Raw genomic sequence first — 19,035 nt, forward strand, 5'->3', positions numbered from 1 at the left:
TCATCCTCGGGCGCGACCCGAGCATCACACGCGCCACGCTCCGTAGGGTGGGGTTCCAACCCTCCACGCCGCTCAACCCTCGTATTTCTCCAGGAATCCCTCCGCCGGCAGGCCCCGGAAATCCTCCAGCGCCGCCCGCAGCCGATCATGGTCCCAATCCCACCAGCCCAGCGCCATCACCCGCTCCGCAACCTCGGGCGCCAGCCGCGCGCGCACGGGCTTTGCCGGCACGCCCGCCACGATGGTGTAGGGGGCCACGTCCCGCGTCACAACCGCGCCCGAGGCCACCACGGCCCCGTGGCCCACGGTAACCTCCGGCTTCACCTGCGCATTGTGCCCCAGCCACGTGTCATGCCCGATCACCGCCCGCCGCGCCCGGCGCTTGCCGAACCAGTCGGCATCATCCTCCGCATCGTCCCAGTAACTGGCCGAGCGATACATGAAATGATGCAGACTCGTTCGGTCCAGCGGATGATCCGAGGCCCCCACCCGCACGAAACTCGCGATGTTGGAAAACCTGCCCACGTCGGCATTGGCGATGTCGCACATCCGGTCGCAATAGGAATAATCCCCGAACACCGACTGAGCCACGCGGCTCCCCCGCCCCACCTCGCAATAGGCGCCAAAGGAACTCCCGGAAATCTCGCACTCGGGATGGATCAGCGGCGCATCGGCACTCAGCTTCGGCATTATGCCCTAATGCCCCGCATCGTCCGACTGGATCAGCCGCCGCCGCAACATTCCCGACACCCAATCCATGAAGATCACCATCAGCACGACCAGAACGATGTAATAGGTCACCTCTTCCCAGTCCTTTTGCGTGATGATCGCCTGGGTCAACAGCAGCCCGATGCCGCCCCCGGTGATCGCCCCGATGATCGTGGCAGACCGGGTGTTGCTTTCAAGGTAATACAGCACTTGGCTCAGCAGCACCGGCGTCACCTGCGGAATGACACCGAACCGATACCGCTGCACCGGCTTCGCCCCCGTCGACTGCACGCCTTCGATCTGCTTGTCGTCCACGTTCTCCAGCGCCTCGGAAAACAGCTTCCCGAAAGACCCCGTGTCCGTCAGCAAGATCGCCAGCGCGCCCGTCAACGGCCCCAACCCGAAGGCCCGCGTCAGAACGATCGTCCAGATCAGCGCATCGACCCCGCGCAGGAAGTCGAACAAGCGCCGGAACCCGAACCGCACCGTCTTCAGCGGGGCAAAGTTCTTGGCCGCCATGAACGCGATGGGCAGCGCCACGATGGCCGCGCCCATGGTTCCCAGGAACGCCATCAGGATCGTCTCGAAAATGGCCCACATCACGTCCGAATGCCGCCACATCTCGTTGTGCCAGAAATCCTCCCAGATCTCGCCCGCCTCGCCATCCAGCGCCCGGCCCAACACCTGCCCCACGCTCATCCCGTGATAGGGACTGTCCAGCGTGAAGAAAAACAGCTCCCAGCCGGTGAAATAGCGAAACACCTCAGACCGGTTGCGCGTGACCGACAGGCGACCCGCCTCGGTCGTGATCGCCAGCCGGTTCTTGGAACTGTTGATCCACTCCGGCAGATCACCCGTCGGGAACTCCTGCACCACGCCCTGGCTGCGGCTCGGCGTCGCCCGGATCACGCCATAGCCCGGCACGTCATAGGTGACCGTCTCAGGGCCAAAGACCACCACGTGCCCATCCCCAAGGTCGATCACCGTGTCGCGCCCCAGCTCAACCCACTCAGGCGCCTCGCCCTCGGGATACTCGCCCTTGCGCTCGCCCTCGATGGCCACGCCCACGCTGGCGTCGCTGTTATCGCGCGTCACGTGCACCTTATAGCTATAGGTATCCGCCACTAGCGCCCGGGCATTCTCGGCACTCGCCCTCTGCATCAGACCCGGCACGTCGAAGGCGAAAAAGACATAGACGAAATAGGCCAGGATGAGCGCCGGCACGCCAAACGCCACCATCCGCTTGCGCTGAAACAGCGTGGCCGTCTGCGCCATCAGCGCGTCAGTATCGGTCATCTTGGTATTCATCGACGTCGCGCTCATCGGTGCAACTCCACCTTGCGTCCGTGCACCAGCCGGTCCCGGAAGTGGCTCGACAGCTGGTCGAACAGAATGATCGTGGCGAACAGCATCAGGAACATCGCCGCCGCCTCGTCATAGCGCCCCTGCCCCCAGCTGATCGCGTTCTTCAGCTCGTACCCAAGGCCGCCCGCGCCGACAAAGCCCAGGATCGCCGACGCGCGGATATTGATCTCGAACCGCATCAGCGCATAGCTCAGCCAGTTCGGCGCCACCTGCGGCACCACCCCCAGCATCATCCGCTGGCTCCACGTGGCGCCCACAGATTCCAACCCCTCCAAAGGCTTCAGCGACGCGTTCTCGTTCACTTCCGAGAACAGCTTGCCCAGCGCCCCCGACGTGTGAAACGCAATGGCGATCATCGCCGGCACCGGCCCGCCTCCCAGTACGAAAATCAGAATGAGCGCGATCACGATCTCGGGCACCGCGCGAGTGATGTCCATGATCCGCCGGAACACCGGCACCAGCCGGGGAAACCGCGCCAGCCCCCGCGTTGACAACAGCGACAGCACGACCGCCGCCAGCGCACCCACCAGCGTGCTGACCGCCGCGATGTTCACCGTCTCCAGAAGCGCGGGAAAGAATGTCACGAAATGTGCAGGCAACTCGCCCGCCTTCTCCACCGCTTCGGCCACCACCTCGCCGGGATAGTCAAAGAAATTGTCCAGCCCACCAATGAAGGAGCCGCCATTGCGTTCCTCCGCCAGCCGGAATCCCGACACCATCAGCAGGATGAAGACCAGCAGCGTGATCCCCGAATAAAGCCGCCGCTTCGACACCTGCGCCATGTAGGTCGCCTGCATGTCGCTCAGCCGCGGCGCGCCGCCGGATTGGGTCACATCTGCCATGAAGCCTCTCGGGAAATATGCAAATGGCGGGCCCGGTCATGGGGCCCGCCACCTATGCTGTCACGCGCTTATTGCGACGCGGACTTGCGCGCCTCGATGATCGACAGATACGCGTCGTGCGTGATCGGATCGAAGCCCAGGCTTTCGCCGGCCGAGATCGAGTAGGTGCAGTCCTTGTCGGTCTCGTACATGCCGTCGACCAGCGCCACCATCGTCTCTTTCACGTCCGCGGGCAGCGACTTGCGCAGCACGATCGGGCCTTCCGGGATCGGGTTCGACTTCCAGATTTCCACCAGGTCGTTCATGTCGACCAGGCCCGCATCCACGGCCTTGCGCAGCGCGCCCGAGTTATAGCCGTCTTCCCAGTTGCCCTGGCCGTCGGCCCAGGTCACGCCGGCGTCGATGTCGCCATTGTTGACCGCCACGATGGTCTGCTCGTGGCCGCCGGTGAACTTCACCTCGCCAAAGTAATCACCCGACTCCATGGTGATCTCTTCCCCCGCCTGCGGGATCTCGATCGACGGGATCAGGTAGCCACTGGTCGAGTTCGGATCACCAAAGCCGAAGACCTTGCCTTCCATATCGTCGAGCGACGTGATGCCGCTGTCCTTGCGGGCAAACCCGATCGAGTGATAGCCGTACGACCCGTCGAGGTTGATCTTGACCAGCACCGGCTCGACCGCCTCGGGGTCTTGCAGGTACGTCGCGGCATAGCCCGACGCGCCCAGCCACGCCATGTCCAGCGTGCCGCCAACCAGACCCTGGATCACACCGGCATAGTCGGCGGGCGCGAACAGCTTGGTTTCCACGCCCAGCGCTTCTTCGGTGTAGTTCTTCAGGCACTCGTGCGAGCTCAGACGGTCCTGGGCGTTCTCGCCCCCCAGGATACCGATGCGGAACTCTTCGATTTCCTGGGCCATGACAGGTGCGGTCATGGCAGTGGTGGCCGCAAGGGCAGCGATCAGTTTCTTCATCTTGGTCCTCCAGTCAGGTTTGTTGCCACCGGCCCCCGTGACCGGCGTGCAGATGAATTTCAGGTCGTAGGGTCAGGCGATCTCGCGCTCCGGCGTCTCGATCGCGGTCGAGGTCGCAGCCTCGGAAAAGCCTGCGTCGGCGCCGTAGATGTCGCGCGCCACGCCGGTGGTCAGCTGCTCGGGCGTGCCATCGAACACCATCCGCCCGTCCCGCATCCCGATCACCCGGTCACAGTATTTGCGGGCCGTATCCAGCGTGTGCAGGTTGGCCACCACAGTGCGGCCGTCCTCTTCGTGGATGCGGCGCAGGTCGTCCATCACCAGCTGCGCGTTCATCGGGTCGAGGCTGGCAATCGGCTCGTCGGCCAGCACGATCTTGGGCTCCTGCATCAGCGCCCGCGCGATGGCGACGCGCTGCTGCTGGCCGCCCGACAGCGCCTCGGCCCGCTTCGGCGCGTGCTCGGCAATACCCAACCGGTCCAGGATGGCGATGGCGCGATAGATATCGGCCTGCGGGTAGAGGTTGAACATGGTGGCAAAAGTCGACCGACGATTGAGCGTGCCGTGCAGCACGTTCGAAACCACGTCCATGCGCGGCACCAGGTTGAACTGCTGGAAAATCATCGCGCAGTCCGACTGCCACGCGCGCTTCTGGGCACCTTTCAGCGCGGTTACGTCGCGCCCTTCAAACACGATGCTGCCATTGCTGGCATCGGTCAGCCGGTTCAGCATCCGCAGCAAGGTCGACTTGCCTGCCCCCGACCGGCCGATAATGCCGATCATGGCGGGTTTCTCCACGCTGAACGTGATGTTGTCCACGGCCTTGTGCTGGCCAAAAACCTTCGTCAGCTTGGTAATCTCAAGCACGCTCATGTCCCCCGGTCGTTCGGCGCACACCTACGCAGGGTTTCAGAAGCTTCTGTGACGCTGCGGTAAAACTTTTGTAACGCAGGCCGGCCCGCGACACTTCGCGCGCCCATGCTGCATTGCGGCGGAACGCTTGCATTGCGCCCTGCGCGGGCGTATCCCGAAACCATGACACGCGCATCCACACGTCTGAAATCCAGCGACTGGCTTACCGCCGGGCTCGATGCGCTGTCCGAACTGGGCCCCACCGCGCTCAAGGCCGAACCGCTGGCGGTACGGCTGGGTGTGTCCAAGGGCTCGTTCTACTGGCACTTTCGCGACGTGCCGGCCTATCACCAGGCCCTGCTGGCCGCGTGGCGCGACGACAGCATCGCCCGCCTGCCCGACCTGATGAACGACGGCAGCACCGAGGTGGCCCGCCTGCGCAATCTCGCCCAGGCGTTTGCCGCGCCGGATGCGACCGAACCCGCCCTGCGCGCCTGGGCCAATTCCGACGACCTCGCCCGCGCCGCGGTCAACGACGTCGACGACGCCCGCCTGGCCGCCCTGCAATCGCTTCTGTCCGACATCGGCATAGACAACCCGGAAATGGCGCGCATCCTCTATGCCTCGGCCATCGGCATGACATCGCTCGGCAATGCCAGCCCCGCGGACCATATCAGCGCCATCGGCTCACTGGTCGACCTGGTGCTGGCCCTGCGGTGATGCGCGGCCTCCTGACGATGCCCCTGGTGGTGTCGCTGCTGAATTGCAGCGGCGATGAAACCCTCTCGGGCCACGGCGCGGCGGACAGGACATGGCAACTCGCGGAACTCGACGGCGCCGCCTTCGACGCGACCGCCACCATCACCTTTCCCCAGGAAGGCAAGATCGTCGGCGAAGCGCCCTGCAACCGCTACTTCGCCGCGCAGCTGCAACCTTACCCGTGGTTCGAGGCCGCCGAGATCGGCACCACCCGCCGCGCCTGTCCCGACCTGGCGCAGGAAACCGCGTTCCTCGACGCGCTGGCCGCCATGAGTCTGGCCGAGGTCACCGAAACCACCCTGATCCTCAGCACCCCCGAAGGCCGCGAGATGATCTTCCGCGCCGCCGAGTAAGGCGCGCCGCGGCTGGGGGACACATAGCGGAAAAAGCACGCAGTTCCGCCCCCCGCGCGCCATCCCCCTCTTCCTCTGGCTTCAAATATCCCCGCCGGAGGCATCCGCCGCTACCCTCCCTCGCGAGGGTCGGCCATCTGGGCGCGCGGGTTACCCCAGCCCATCGACCAGGATCGCATTCAGCTCCGACCCCGTCCGCCGCAGCACTGCCAACTCCTGGAACGCTTCCGAGTGCCAGAACGCCCGCGCATGGTCCCGGTCGGAAAACTCCAGGACGAAGGCCGCGTCGGGCATCGCACCCTCACCCTCCATCCGCTCCGGGTTGCCGCCGCGCACCAGGAACCGGCCTTCATGCGCGGTAACAACCTCCGGGATCTTCGCGAAATACGCCTCCATCCAGTCCCGGCTGTGGATCTCCATCTGCCCGATCACGTATGCCGCCATGGCCCTGCCCTCCATCCGATCCGCCGATCCTAGGCCGCAGACCGCGACCGGCGCAATGCCACCGGCCCGCCGCACGGTTGTTCTCGGGCCCCTCAGCCCCCAGATGACTTCCAACAGATGAAAGGTCCCACCATGCGCTGTTCCGTTCTCGATCTCGCCCCCGTGCCCGAAGGCCACGACACCGCGACCGCCATCGCCAACAGCCGCGATCTGGCCATCGCGGCCGAGCGGATGGGCTATCACCGCTACTGGCTGGCCGAGCATCACAACATGCCCGGCATCGCCAGCGCCGCAACGTCTGTCCTGATCGGCCACATCGCCGAGGCGACGACGACCATGCGCATCGGCGCGGGCGGCGTCATGCTGCCCAATCACGCGCCGCTTTCCATCGCCGAGCAGTTCGGCACGCTCGCCACCATCCATCCCGGCCGCATCGACCTTGGCCTCGGGCGCGCCCCGGGCGGCGACATGGCCGTGGCGCGCGCCCTGCGGCGCGGGCTCGAGGCCGACCGATTCCCCGACGACGTGGTCGAACTCATGGGCTATTTCGCCGATGCCGATCCCGCCGCCCCCGTCTCGGCCCATCCCGGCCAGGGCACCCATGTGCCGGTCTGGATCCTCGGCTCCAGCCTTTACGGCGCGCAACTGGCCGCGCATCTGGGCCTGCCTTACGCCTTCGCCTCGCATTTCGCACCCGACGCGCTCGACCAGGCGCTGGAAATCTACCGCACGCGGTTCCAGCCTTCGGCGCAGCTAGACCGTCCGTATTTTATGCTGGCGGCAAACGTCTTCGCCGCCGACACCGACGCCGAGGGCGCCTACCTGCGCACCTCCATGCAACAGGCCTTCGCCCGCCTGCGCACGGGCCAGCCCGGCAAGCTGCCCGAGCCGGTCGAGGATATCGAGGCCGCCATCGGCCCGCAGATGACGGAGTCGGTCAACCGCGCCCTGAGCGTCTCCGCCACCGGATCGCCTACGACAGTCCGCGCCCAGCTTGGCATCCTCAAGGACCGCTACCAACCCGACGAGATCATCCTGACCGGCCAGATCCACGACCACGCAGCACGGGTCAAATCCTTCCGCATCGCCGCCGAGATCTTGCAGGACATGACCACCGCCGACGCCGCCTGATGCCCCAGCCACCTCTCCCAACGGAGGCAACCGTCAGCCCCTGGGGTGGCGATCCCACGGCAATTCTGAAGCACTTCATGCCTGCCAAACACATCCTCGGAAGGATCGTTGCGCCCAGCCTCCCCCAAATCGCCAGCCCGAGGGAGGGGCTGACGATGGCCGGGCCGCTGCGCGGCTGTTAACCGGCCGGGGGTTCGATGCCAGTGTCTCTCACGGACTCGAACCGTACATTCGCTGCCGGCGGCACGAATGTCGGCTGCGCGGACAAAGCTGCCGTGTCACAGTCCTTGTAGGGTGGGGTTTTACCCCACCACGACGGGGAGTGTGGGGTGAAACCCCACCCTACGATTGACGTCAACTTGGGCTAAAACCAGACCAACGCGCTCTTGTCGATCATGAGCGACCCGATCGCGAACAACCGCCCCTCACCCCTCCGCCGCCTGCTCCAGCCGCCGGATCAGCCGCGCCCGCGCCTCGGGCAGCGGCTTGTGCCCCATCTCCGGCGCCAAGTGGTGCATCAAGAAATATCCCGTCACCCCCAGCCCCTCCAGGATCTCGCCATCGCTGCACTCCCCCTCGCCCAAGAGCGGCGCAGGCAGCGGCAGCAGCTTGTCCGCCCATTCCCCCGCGCCCGCCCGCGACACCGCCCGCCCCGTGCGCGGCGATATGAAGCTCAGGTCGTTCGCCTCGCGCCCCTTCACCGCGCATTCGCCCAGGTCCAGCCCGAACCCCATCTCATCGAGCAGCGCCATCTCCCACTTGAGATAGGCCAGCGGCCACACATCCCCCTGTCCCAGCAGGTCCAACAAAGCCTCGGTCTGGCCATAGAGCCGCCGGTGCGCCTCCCGCTCCGGCAGGCAAAAGATCAACAAGGACGTCACCGCGTTCAGCCCCGCCAGCGCCACCCGGTCCCCCAACGACGCGGCGACGCGCGAGCGCACCGGCTCCACCGTGAACGCGCCCAGGTGATCCTCCAGCCGCGCCTTCCACGTCACATCCACCTGTCCGCCGGGCTGCAACACCGGCGCCATCTTGCGCGACGCCCCGCCGCGCACCACGCCCGCGTGCCGCCCCTTCAAAGGAGTGAACACCTCCAGGATCGCCGCCGCCTCGCCGTGCGGGCGGCTGGCCAGTACAATACCTTGGTCGCGCCATTCCATGACACTGCTCCGCCTCTTCGAACGGCCATAGGACATCAAATACTGAACCCTGCCAAGGCCCGCCCCGACACACGGTCTGGAAATCCGGACATGACCGGGGGCGCGGGATATGCTTATCTGCCCCCCGTATAGATTTTTCGCATAGGGGGACCCGATGACATTTTCCACCGCCCGCGCCGTGGCGCTGACCGCCACGCTTCTCGCCGCCCCGGCGGCGCTGGCCAATGACAACGTGATGGTCGTCTTCGACGGCTCCAACTCCATGTGGGGCCAGATCGACGGCACCGCCAAGATCGAGATCGCCCGCAATGTCATCGACAACCTGCTGGGCGACTGGGCCGACGACCGCAGCGTCGGTCTGATGGCGTATGGCCACCGCGCCCGCGGCGATTGCACCGATATCGAGGTCATCGTCGAACCCGGCGCGGCGCAGCGCAGCGAAATCCTGGACCGCATCAAGTCCATCACCCCCACCGGCAAGACCCCCCTGACCGACGCCGTGGAACAGGCCGCGACACAGCTTTCGTACACCGACCGCCCCGCCACCGTGGTCCTTATCTCCGACGGGCTGGAAAGCTGCGAGCGGGACCCGTGCGAACTGGCCCGCGCGCTGGAAAAAGGCGGCGTCGGCTTTACCGCCCACGTGGTGGGCTTCGGCCTGGGTGCCGACGAGGACACCGCGTCGCTCGCCTGCATCGCCGAGGAAACCGGCGGGCAGTACATCCAGGCCTCCAACGCCGTCGAACTGGGCGCGGCCCTTTCCGCCGTCGCCACCGCCGTCGCGGCACCGGAACCCGAGCCCGAACCGCAGGCCCCCGAAGTCACCGTCGACGCGCCGGATACGGCCGTCGCCGGCAGCCCCACCACCATCACCTGGAACCCGACCCAATCCGAGGCCGACTATATCGCCGTCGCCCCCGCCGGCGCCGCCGAAACCGAACTCGGCCAATACACCCGCATCGGCCAGAACACCGACGTCACCTTCGCCATGCCCGGCGAGCCCGGCGCCTACGAGGCCCGCTATTACAGTACCGAGACCAAAACCGTCCTCGGCGCCGACCCCATCGAGATCACCCCAGCCCAGGTCACCCTGCAAGCCGCCGACACCGTCCAGACCGGCGCCCCCGTCACCGTCAGTTGGTCGCCCACCATAAACCCGCGCGACTATATCGCCATCGTGCCCGCCGGGGCCGACGCCGGCACGCTCGCCAATTACCGCGCGATCAACAAACACGACAGCTTCGACCTCACCGCCCCCGCCGATCCCGGCATGTACGAGATCCGCTACATTCTGAACGTCGACAGCCGCACCGTCGCCAGCCGCCCGCTCGAAGTGGCCGACCCGCAGGTCACACTCCAAACCCCTGAAACAGCCCTCACCGGCGCCGAAATCCCGGTCAGCTGGGCGGGCACGGTCAACGCCAAGGACTACATCACCATCGTCCCCATGGGCGCCGAGGAAGGCACTTACACCAACTACTTCCCCGTGCGCGACGACAGCTCCGGCCTCCTTCTGGCCACCGCCGATCCGGGGATGTTCGAGATCCGCTACATCCAGCGCGAAGGCAACAAGACGCTGGCCCGCGCCACTATCGAGCTTCTGACGCCCGAGGTCACGATCAGCGGCCCGGCCACCGCCGTCACCGGCGCGCAGGTCCCAGTCAGCTGGACCGGCACGGTCAATTCCAAGGACTACATCACAATCGCCCCCGCGGGCGCCGATGCCGGCACCTATGGCAGCTACCAGCCCACACGCGACGATGACACCGTGACGCTCACCATGCCCTCCGACCCCGGCATGTACGAGTTGCGCTACGTCCTGCGCGAAGGCCCGCGCGTGCTGGCCACCGCTCCCATCGAGGTCGCCAACCCCGAGGTCACCGTCTCCGGCCCCGACACCGTCGCCACCGGCGCACAGTTCACCGTCTCCTGGACCGGCACGGTCAACCCCAAGGACTACGTGACCATCGTGCCCGTGGGCGCCGAGCCCAACACCTACGGCAGCTACCAGCCCGTGCGCGACGCCACCGAGACGCGCCTTGTCGCCCCCTCCGATCCCGGCATGTACGAATTGCGTTACCTCCTGCGCGAAGGCCCCAAGGTGATGGCCACCGCGATGATCGAGGTCACTGAGCCTCAGGTCACCGTCTCCGGCCCCGAAACCGTCTTGACCGGCGCGCAGTTCAGCGTCGCCTGGACCGGAACCGTGAACGCCCAGGACTATGTCACCATCGTCCCGGTGGGGGCCGAGCCCGCGACCTTCGGCAGCTACCAGCAGGTCCGCGACAAGTCCGAGGTCAACCTGACCGCGCCTTCCGATCCCGGCATGTACGAATTGCGCTACCTCCTGCGCGAAGGCCCCAAGGTCATGGCCACCGCCATGATCGAGGTCACCGAACCGCAGGTCACGATCTCCGGCCCCGACAGCGCCGCGACCGGCTCTTCCGTGACGGTCGAGTGGACCGGCACCGTCAACACCCAGGACTACGTCGTCGTCGTCCCCGCCGGCGCGGCCGAAAACGAGTTCGGCAACTACCAGGTAGTGCGTGACGCGTCGCAGGTGGCGCTGACCATGCCCGCCGATCCCGGCATGTACGAGCTGCGCTACCTGATGCGCGAAGGCCCCAAGGTTCTGGCCACCGCGATGATCGAACTGACCCCGCCCGAGGTCACGGTCACCGGGCCCGAACAGATCCGCGCAGGCGACGATATCGCCGTCGAATGGTCCGGCACGGTCGCCACCAACGACTACATCAACCTCGTCCCCATGGGCGCGGCGGATGACACGTTCGGCACCTACCTCTCGGTGCGCGAGGCCACTTCCGCCACCCTCGAAGCCCCCTCCGACCCCGGCCTTTACGAGGTGCGCTACCTCCTGCGCGAAGGCACCCGCGTGCTGGCCCGCCACACGGTCGAGGTGCTGGCCGCAGACGCCGCCCTCAACACCGGCGCCGCCCTCACCGCCCCCGACAGCGCCGCGCCGGGCAGCACCATCGACGTCTCCTGGCAGGTGGACAGCACCAGCGCCGATCAGCGCATCACGCTGGCGCGCGGCAACCAGGCGATCTTCACCTGGCTTCAGGCCGTCAAGATCACCGACGGCGCCACCGGCGTGCAGATCGACCTGCCGAATGAACCCGGCGTCTACGAACTGCGTTTCCTCGACGTCGCGGGTCAGGAAGTGCTCGCGCGCAAGGTCATCACCGTGGAGTAAGACCCATGCACAAGCCCCAAGGCTACCCCGACGTCTCCGCCTACCTGATCGTCCCGGACGCGTCGGCGGTGCTCGACTTCTGCGCCGCCGCCTTCCACGCCGACCGCCTCCGCGTCATCGAACGCGAGGGCGGCGGCGGCATCATGCACGCCGAATGCCGGATCGGCGACAGCGTCGTGATGATGGGCGAAATGCCGGACGGTCCGCCTGCAAACCTGCACCTCTACCTCGCCGATGCCGAGGCCGCCTTCGACCGTGCCGTGGCGGCGGGGGCCGAGGTGATCCAGCCGATGCAATCCAAGGGCGACGGCGACCTGCGCGGCGGCGTCCGCGATGCCAGCGGCACGACCTGGTGGATCGCCCGCCAGGAAGAGGCGTAGCACCCCCGGCTGTCACATCGCCGTCCCCCTCCCGGACCTGATCCGGGACCTGCCGGCCACCCGGACCAACGCCCAGGGCATTAACCGCCCCTTTACCGCGCACGCCCCGTTAACCCGCCGGACCCTTTGAAACCGCACCGTCGCAATACCACCCGGATACCGACGCGATACCGACATCCCGTTTTCACCGAATCCGAGCCCGTTAACCTTTGTCCGACCCCCTAGGGTGGGTGCCAACCCACCTGCCCTCAATCCCGCAAGCCAGGCTCGTCCAGCAAATGCCGCCCCTGCCGGTCCTCCACCTCGATCACCCACAGATCGGGATCGAATGACCGCTGTTTCGCCACGGCCTGATCGACGTCCCGCTCGTCCCCCTCGGCCAGCGTGACCCATGTCCGCGCGCCGCTCAACAGGTCGAAAGACCGTTGGAAAACAGACGCTTGCCCATCCAGCGTGTTCAGCTTGACCAGCACCGCGCCGCCGGTGTCATCGCCATGCGCCACCACGAAGGCCGGGATTTCCATCAGCCGCAGCCGCGCCAGGTAGGCCTGCACCCAGAACTCCGCCGTCAACCGGCTCATCGCGCCTGCCGCCCTGGACTTCGATTTGGGGCCTGTCCCGGACCCCGATCCGGGGCCTCTCTGCCAAGGTCCGTCACCCGTTCCCGTCCTTGAAATCAAGGCCCATCTCGGAATACCGCTCGGCTTCCTCCAGCCAGTTGGGCCGCACCTTCACCTGCGTGAAAAGATGCACGCGCCGCCCCAGGAACTCTTCCAGCTCCGCCCGCGCCGCCTGGCTAACCGCCTTGATCGTCTCGCCTTTTTTGCCCAAGACGATCCCCTTGTGACCGTCCCGCATGACATAGATCACCTGGTCGATCCGCGCCGATCCGTCCTCACGCTCTTCCCAGTTCTCGGTCTCGACGGTCAACTGGTAAGGCAGTTCCTGGTGCAGCCGCAGGGTCAGCTTTTCGCGCGTCATCTCGGCCGCGATCATCCGCATCGGCAGGTCCGCGATCTGGTCCTCGGGATAGAGCCACGGCCCCTCGGGCACCTCGCCCGCCAGCCATGTACGCAGGTCCTCGACACCATGCCCCTTCTCGGCGGAAATCATGAAAGTCTCAACAAATTCATAGCGTTCGTTCAGGTTCTTGGTCAGCCCCAGCAGAACCTCGGATGGCACCCGGTCGATCTTGTTGATCGCCAGCGCCACGCGCCGCCCCTTGGGCAAGGCGTCCAGCCCGTCCAGGATCTTCTCGACGCCTTCGGTCACGCCCCGATGCGCCTCGATCAGCAGCACGATCACGTCCGCATCCGCCGCCCCGCTCCAGGCTGCGGCTACCATCGCCCGGTCCAGCCTGCGGCGCGGCGCGAACAGCCCAGGCGTGTCCACGAAAACAAGCTGCGCGTCACCCTCGATGGCCACGCCACGAATGCGCGCCCGCGTGGTCTGCACCTTGTGCGTCACGATGCTGACCTTCGCGCCCACCATTCGGTTCAGCAGCGTGGACTTGCCCGCATTGGGCTCCCCGATCAGGGCGATGAAACCGGCGCGTTGGGTCATGATGCAAAGCCTTTTGTCATAAGGGCTTTCCCTACCCGATCCATCCGCGCTTGACCAGTTCAGAACACCGCATGATCGCCCCGCTCCACCGTGACTTTACCCGCCGCAAGCCTTGCATAGAACGCCTCCAGCCGGTCCTGCCCGAATTCCGGCGTGGCATCCGCATCATAGCATTGCCGGGCCTCGTCCCAGACCAGCATCGACTCGGTCGCGTAGTACCGCCCGATCCGCGCCAGCTCCGCCTTGGCGCGGGCACGCCTGTTTAACCTCCCGGTAACACTCAATGTGGCAATGATGGCGTCGAGCAAACCCACCGGCACCCGTTTCATCCGGAACGGAACGCCCAGCGACTCGGCCAGCAACCGGCCTTGCTCTTCCGGGGTCAGTGCCGGACCGGGCCCGCCCACCGGCAGGACGCGGTTGTCGCAGGCCGGGTTGGTCAGCGTGTTCGCGATGAACCGCGCCAGATCGCCGTCGCTGATCGGCTTGCAGGCGGTCAGGCGGCCGTCGCCGAAGGCCAGGTAAGGCTTGCCCGCCCGCATCCTGTCCATCTGCCCGGACAGCGATTTGAAAAACGCCGTCGGCCGCACGATCACGTGGCACAGGTCTGAGGCCTGCAATTCCGCCTCGAAGGCCAGCTTGGCTTTCTGGAACGCCAGCACCGGCCTCTGCACGCAGATCGCCGACAGCAGGACGAACCGCCCGACGCCCTGCGCCTCTGCCGCCCGCAGGGCCGCCGCGTTCAGCCCATGGTCGACAGCCCAGGCATCCCCGGGCGCGCCCGATCGCGACGCCAGGCAGCTGACCACGGCGTCGGCCCCGCGCATCGCGTCCTCCAGCAGGTCGGGCGCCGACAGGTCACCGATGACACACTGCACCCGCTCAGGCACTGCCGGGTCGGTGCGGCGCAACGGGCACACGACGTCATGACCATCCGCCAGCAGCACCTCCAAGACCGCCCGCCCGATCGTGCCGCTTGCCCCCAACAGGACAACACGCATCGTCGCGCCGGACGGCTGCAAAAGATAGGCTGACTCCTCGCGCATCAACGGCACCCGCTGGTGTTTTGAAAAGACTACACAAGGTCCCATCCGAAACCAACGCACCGCCGCAAATCCTTTGAGAAAGGATTTTCCAAAAGCTTTCTCAAAGCTTTTGGCCGCGCCCTAGGCCGCCGCCCCGTCGGTGAACTGCAACCGCGCCAGCCGGGCATAAAGCCCGCCCTCGGCCACGAGGCTGTCATGGGTGCCTTCCGCCACGATGCGCCCCTGTTCCATCACGATGATCCGGTCGGCCTTCTTCACCGTCGCCAGCCGGTGCGCCACGATCACCGTGGTGCGGTCCTTGGCCAGCCCGTCGACTGCCTGCTGCACCGCCCGCTCGCTCTCGGCATCCAGCGCCGAGGTCGCCTCGTCCAGCAGCAACACGGGCGCGTCCCGCAGGATCGCGCGGGCGATGGCCACCCGCTGTTTCTGGCCACCGGACAGCATCACGCCGCGCTCGCCCAGATAGGTGTCATACCCGTCCGGCAGCGCCATGATGAACTCATGCGCCGCCGCCGCTCGTGCCGCGGCCTCGACTTCGGAATCCGCTGCATCAATCCGGCCAAAGCGGATATTGTCCCGCGCCGACGCGGCGAAGATGACCGGCTCCTGCGGCACCAGTGACAGCTCCGCCCGAAAGTCGGGCCGCGCCAACTGATCGAGCGCCACGCCGTCCAGCATCACCCGTCCGGTTTGCGGATCATAGAAACGCTGAATCATCTGGATGATCGTGGTCTTGCCCGCGCCGGACGGCCCCACCAGCGCCACCGTCTCGCCCGGTTCGATCACCAGGTTCAATTCATGCAGCGCCGGCGCATCGGGGCGCGTCGGATAGGTGAAGCTGACATTCTCGAAGGCAATGCGGCCTTTGACGGGGCGCGGCAAGACCTCGGGGTGCGCCGGGTCCTGGACCTCGTCCTCGGCCTGGAGCAATTCGACCAAGCGTTCCGTCGCGCCAGCGGCGCGCTGAAGTTCTCCCCAGATTTCCGACAGGGCGGCCACCGAGCCGGCCACCATGACCGAATAGATCACGAACTGCACCAGCGTGCCGCCGGTCATCTGGTCTGCCCGCACATCCCGGGCACCGATCCACAGCACGCAGACGATCCCGGTAAAAACGAGGAAAATAACGATAACCGTCATCAGGGCGCGCACCCAGATGCGCCGCCGGGCCACGTCGAAACTGCGCTCCGTGACGTCCGAAAACGCGGCACGACTGGCCGTCTCATGGGTAAAGGCCTGAACCGTCTGCACGTTCAACAACGCCTCTGACGCATTGCCGGAACTGGCGGCGATCCAGTCCTGGTTTTCGCGGCTCAGCTTGCGCAGTTTTCGCCCCAGGGTCAGGATAGGCACGATGATCAGCGGCACCAGAAGCAACACCATTCCGGTCAGCTTGGCCGAGGTGAACAGCATCAGGACCAGCCCGCCGACAAAGATCAACAGGTTTCGCAACGCGATGGAGATGGACGACCCGATGACCGACAGAATGAGCGTGGTATCGGTCGTCACGCGGCTCAGGATTTCACCCGTCATCGTGCGTTCATAGAAGGCCGGGCTCAGCCCGATCACCTTGTCGAACACCGCCTTGCGCATGTCCGCCACGACCCGTTCGCCCAGCCGCGTCACCAACGCGTATCTCAGGCCCGTACCGATCGCCAAGAGCCCGGCGATACCGACAGCCGCAAGGAAATACTGGTCCAGGATCGCGCCGTCCTCGGCTCCGAAATTGTCGACCACGCGCCGGACCGCCAAGGGCAGCACCAGCGAAACACAGGCCGTCATCACCAGCGCAAGTATCGCAAGCGTCAAAAGCCGCCGGTACGGACGCAGGAACGGCCAGAGCTCCGACAAGGCGCCCATACGCTTCGACTTCGCCCGCTCAATCATGTCTGCGCCGTTTTCGGCCTTGCGTACCATGTATCCCCAAACGCGATTTTTCCCGGACCTCCTCATGGCCGCGCGGGACGCCGGGGTCAAGGGCGTTGCAGTCTTTCATCGCCCCTAGAACTGGAAGGAAGAAGCTGGAGCGGGCGACGGGAATCGAACCCGTATCTCTTGCTTGGAAGGCAAGGGTCTTACCATTACACAACGCCCGCTCGTCAATTCAGACGGATATTTCATGCGCACGGCAGGGTCAAGTGCCACGTCGAGAACGGCCCATACCTGCCGTTGCCGGTGGGCAGCTCATGCTGCTGTGCGGCCCGCCAAAGCCGCCATTTGCTGCCGATGCAAAACACAAGGTTGCTGGCACGCCCGGCTTGCCGACAAAGCGATCACTCGAACTTCTTCCGCTTGCCGCTCAAAGTGCCCTGCACAATACAAAAGAGTAACGAACCTTACCTGATCGAACTCACTGTCATGGAACCACGCCCGGGTTTCATGAATCGAAAGTCTGGAAGTTGGTATGCTAGCGTATCACTGCTAAGCATCACTTAGAAAACTTTCTAATGGTAAACTCTCAAAGTCGCACCACAAAACGATTTGAAAGCTGAAGGGGAAATCCATGCGGCCACTGGAAGATGGACAACTGCTTCAAACTGAAAGCATGGAGTTCGCTTCTGAAGGTCTGATAGAAGTTGATCCCTCGGGCCCAGTAATCTGGGTTGGTGGGTCGAAGTTGCTGTTGCTGGAAACTCGACAGGACGTGAAGTGGTTATCACACGCGGCGATGACTGCGCAATTGTCATCATCTTCCATAGAGGAACAAGAGGCAGTGTTCCTGGAGATCATTAGCAGGTTTCCCTCCGAGCCGCCGCCGCCAATCAATCAAGATCAGATAGAGATTTTTCTGAAGGACACACTCGAGCCACAGCGCGATCTTACACCGCTCGAAACCCTTGTTTCCGGTTGCGAGGGGCTCGCCTCTTTGATGGAATATCCAACCTTCAGCGACACCAGCGTTGGAATTGTGTTTGCCTGGCAACCAGAGAATGATGATCGCCCGTGCCGCGTTGCTGCGCATGATGAACTGCCAATGCTCATTTTAGACCACGGGTCGCTTTCCATCGCGCTCCTGAAATTGAAAGGTCTTTATACCGCTAGCAAATGGATGCTCGCAGGTTACGGCTGGGTCCGGCCAAATTTCACCTCCGCAAACGAAGCAGCGAACTGGTACGTAAATGAACTGCGAAGTCGCGCTTTCAAACATGGACATGGAGCCATGCCGCTAGATCGCCTCGACCATCCGAACGCAGTCCAGACATTTAACCCAGACAAGCACTCCATGGCTTTAGTCTATGTTCACGGACTCTTCTCGACAGATGCCGGGAGTTTCGATGGATTCCGCGACGCTTGGTCGTCGTTGCGTATCAATCTTTATACCGACGGGGCACTAGACCGAAGATGTGTGGAATCAGTGTTTGACAAGGTTGGTCACATCGGTTTTCCGCATGATACGTTCTGCGGAATAGATAAAAGCGGACAAGCGCTGGCCGACGCCCTACATGATCGCTTTGAAGCATCGGACACCAAACTCGCTCTTATCGCCCATTCGCGCGGTGGGCTTGTAACGCGCCGGGCCATTCAACATCTGCTTTTCCGTGGAAATGGATGGAACGACAGGATTAAGATTTTTGCTACATTTGGCACTCCACACACTGGAGCGAAACTGGCGCAGTTGCCAGGGAGATATGAGGGATCCTACTTACTGCTCAAAGGTCAGTCTGACCAGTTGATCGCTCTCGACATGCTGTTCTGCTACCTGAAACACGTCAGGCGCATTGAAGGCATAGACGATCTTCAGCCTGTTGGAAATCTGGTGTCGACTTTTCTCGAAGATCTTGAAGACCGTGAGAACAAATATGGTTCGCTTAGCACCTGGGCTGTATCCGGAGCTGCGCCACAGATTTCCGGGTGGGGAATACGTAGTCTGATTACCAAAGCTGTTAGGATCGGAATAGACCAGATAGTTGGATCTCCGAACGACATCGTCGTGCCACGTTCCTCTGCGGAGGCTGCGCCCAACCCAACTGTCCGCAAGTTTGACTGCGAACATTTTGAGTACTTTTCGCAGTTAGACGGTATGAAGAACACAGCGAGAGAGGTTATGAGAGCTTTTGGTCTTGAAGACGAAATCAACATCTGTACTGGAGGATCCGCACCGGACATCGAGTTCATTGAGAGTGGTGATGACACTATTGTTCGGATTGGAGGCATTGACCTCCCCGTGAACTAACGAAGTGGCTTGCTTTCACGATCCTTAGGCAATCTACGGGGTGTAAAGCTGAAACTCGCGGCCCGAAGCG

At 64.5% G+C, this 19,035-nt stretch carries 17 protein-coding genes and 1 tRNA gene; 6 read left to right on the top strand and 12 right to left on the bottom strand.

Annotation, left to right across the window (positions count from 1 at the left end; genetic code table 11):
* Positions 1 to 72: 72 nt before the first annotated feature.
* The 5 genes from FIU89_RS16690 to phnC all read right to left on the bottom strand — a co-directional run bounded on the left by FIU89_RS16690 (position 73) and on the right by phnC (position 4,756).
* On the bottom strand, positions 73 to 690 hold the full coding sequence (locus FIU89_RS16690; RefSeq protein ID WP_152493634.1) for a chloramphenicol acetyltransferase: 618 nt from the start codon (positions 688 to 690) through the stop codon (positions 73 to 75).
* Between the two features lie 6 nt (positions 691 to 696).
* On the bottom strand, positions 697 to 2,004 hold the full coding sequence (gene phnE / locus FIU89_RS16695) for a phosphonate ABC transporter, permease protein PhnE (RefSeq protein WP_254701712.1): 1,308 nt from the start codon (positions 2,002 to 2,004) through the stop codon (positions 697 to 699).
* Positions 2,005 to 2,027: 23 nt separating this feature from the next.
* The gene (gene phnE, locus FIU89_RS16700; RefSeq protein WP_152493635.1) at positions 2,028 to 2,915 is read right to left on the bottom strand and encodes a phosphonate ABC transporter, permease protein PhnE; all 888 of its coding nucleotides are present in this window, start codon (positions 2,913 to 2,915) and stop codon (positions 2,028 to 2,030) included.
* Between the two features lie 68 nt (positions 2,916 to 2,983).
* Positions 2,984 to 3,889 carry a phosphonate ABC transporter substrate-binding protein gene (gene phnD / locus FIU89_RS16705; RefSeq protein WP_152493636.1) on the bottom strand — a complete coding sequence of 302 codons (906 nt, stop codon included), beginning with the start codon at positions 3,887 to 3,889 and terminating at the stop codon, positions 2,984 to 2,986.
* 72 nt (positions 3,890 to 3,961) lie between these two features.
* Positions 3,962 to 4,756: a phosphonate ABC transporter ATP-binding protein gene (phnC, locus tag FIU89_RS16710; RefSeq protein ID WP_152494562.1), complete on the bottom strand. Its 795-nt coding sequence runs from the start codon at positions 4,754 to 4,756 to the stop codon at positions 3,962 to 3,964.
* 168 nt (positions 4,757 to 4,924) lie between these two features.
* Here phnC and FIU89_RS16715 point away from each other — a divergent pair, with 168 nt between their 5' ends.
* Together FIU89_RS16715 and FIU89_RS16720 are read left to right on the top strand one after the other, a co-directional pair.
* On the top strand, positions 4,925 to 5,461 hold the full coding sequence (locus FIU89_RS16715) for a TetR/AcrR family transcriptional regulator (protein ID WP_152493637.1): 537 nt from the start codon (positions 4,925 to 4,927) through the stop codon (positions 5,459 to 5,461).
* The gene (locus FIU89_RS16720; RefSeq protein ID WP_152493638.1) at positions 5,461 to 5,853 is read left to right on the top strand and encodes an META domain-containing protein; all 393 of its coding nucleotides are present in this window, start codon (positions 5,461 to 5,463) and stop codon (positions 5,851 to 5,853) included. The genes FIU89_RS16715 and FIU89_RS16720 overlap by 1 nt, the downstream gene beginning before the upstream one ends.
* A gap of 150 nt (positions 5,854 to 6,003) precedes the next feature.
* On the opposite strand, the gene FIU89_RS16725 is transcribed toward FIU89_RS16720, so the two are convergent.
* Positions 6,004 to 6,297, bottom strand: a complete 294-nt coding sequence (locus tag FIU89_RS16725) for a DUF1330 domain-containing protein (protein ID WP_172978146.1) — start codon at positions 6,295 to 6,297, stop codon at positions 6,004 to 6,006.
* Between the two features lie 132 nt (positions 6,298 to 6,429).
* On the opposite strand from FIU89_RS16725, the gene FIU89_RS16730 reads away from it, so the two are divergent.
* Positions 6,430 to 7,428, top strand: coding sequence for an LLM class flavin-dependent oxidoreductase (locus FIU89_RS16730; RefSeq protein ID WP_152493640.1), 999 nt, complete (start codon positions 6,430 to 6,432; stop codon positions 7,426 to 7,428).
* Between the two features lie 425 nt (positions 7,429 to 7,853).
* Here FIU89_RS16730 and recO read toward each other — a convergent pair whose 3' ends face one another.
* Positions 7,854 to 8,588: a DNA repair protein RecO gene (gene recO, locus FIU89_RS16735; protein ID WP_152493641.1), complete on the bottom strand. Its 735-nt coding sequence runs from the start codon at positions 8,586 to 8,588 to the stop codon at positions 7,854 to 7,856.
* Between the two features lie 154 nt (positions 8,589 to 8,742).
* On the opposite strand from recO, the gene FIU89_RS16740 reads away from it, so the two are divergent.
* Together FIU89_RS16740 and FIU89_RS16745 are read left to right on the top strand one after the other, a co-directional pair.
* Complete coding sequence (locus FIU89_RS16740) at positions 8,743 to 11,802, top strand: VWA domain-containing protein (protein WP_152493642.1); 3,060 nt, start codon at positions 8,743 to 8,745, stop codon at positions 11,800 to 11,802.
* Between the two features lie 5 nt (positions 11,803 to 11,807).
* Complete coding sequence (locus FIU89_RS16745) at positions 11,808 to 12,182, top strand: glyoxalase/bleomycin resistance/extradiol dioxygenase family protein (protein ID WP_152493643.1); 375 nt, start codon at positions 11,808 to 11,810, stop codon at positions 12,180 to 12,182.
* Between the two features lie 248 nt (positions 12,183 to 12,430).
* On the opposite strand, the gene FIU89_RS16750 is transcribed toward FIU89_RS16745, so the two are convergent.
* From FIU89_RS16750 to FIU89_RS16770, 5 genes are all read right to left on the bottom strand, one after another.
* On the bottom strand, positions 12,431 to 12,763 hold the full coding sequence (locus FIU89_RS16750) for a DUF1491 family protein (RefSeq protein ID WP_152493644.1): 333 nt from the start codon (positions 12,761 to 12,763) through the stop codon (positions 12,431 to 12,433).
* Between the two features lie 73 nt (positions 12,764 to 12,836).
* A complete protein-coding gene (gene era, locus FIU89_RS16755; RefSeq protein ID WP_152493645.1) occupies positions 12,837 to 13,745 on the bottom strand; it encodes a GTPase Era in 909 nt (302 codons plus the stop codon).
* A gap of 59 nt (positions 13,746 to 13,804) precedes the next feature.
* Positions 13,805 to 14,791, bottom strand: a complete 987-nt coding sequence (locus FIU89_RS16760) for an NAD(P)H-binding protein (RefSeq protein ID WP_254701713.1) — start codon at positions 14,789 to 14,791, stop codon at positions 13,805 to 13,807.
* Positions 14,792 to 14,911: 120 nt separating this feature from the next.
* Positions 14,912 to 16,708, bottom strand: a complete 1,797-nt coding sequence (locus FIU89_RS16765; protein WP_152493646.1) for an ABC transporter transmembrane domain-containing protein — start codon at positions 16,706 to 16,708, stop codon at positions 14,912 to 14,914.
* A 105-nt stretch (positions 16,709 to 16,813) separates the two neighbouring features.
* Positions 16,814 to 16,887 (bottom strand) — tRNA-Gly (locus tag FIU89_RS16770).
* A 407-nt stretch (positions 16,888 to 17,294) separates the two neighbouring features.
* Here FIU89_RS16770 and FIU89_RS16775 point away from each other — a divergent pair.
* Positions 17,295 to 18,965 carry a triacylglycerol lipase gene (locus FIU89_RS16775; RefSeq protein ID WP_152493647.1) on the top strand — a complete coding sequence of 557 codons (1,671 nt, stop codon included), beginning with the start codon at positions 17,295 to 17,297 and terminating at the stop codon, positions 18,963 to 18,965.
* Positions 18,966 to 19,035 lie beyond the last annotated feature (70 nt).

This window comes from Roseovarius sp. THAF27 (assembly GCF_009363655.1).
Lineage (GTDB): Bacteria > Pseudomonadota > Alphaproteobacteria > Rhodobacterales > Rhodobacteraceae > Roseovarius.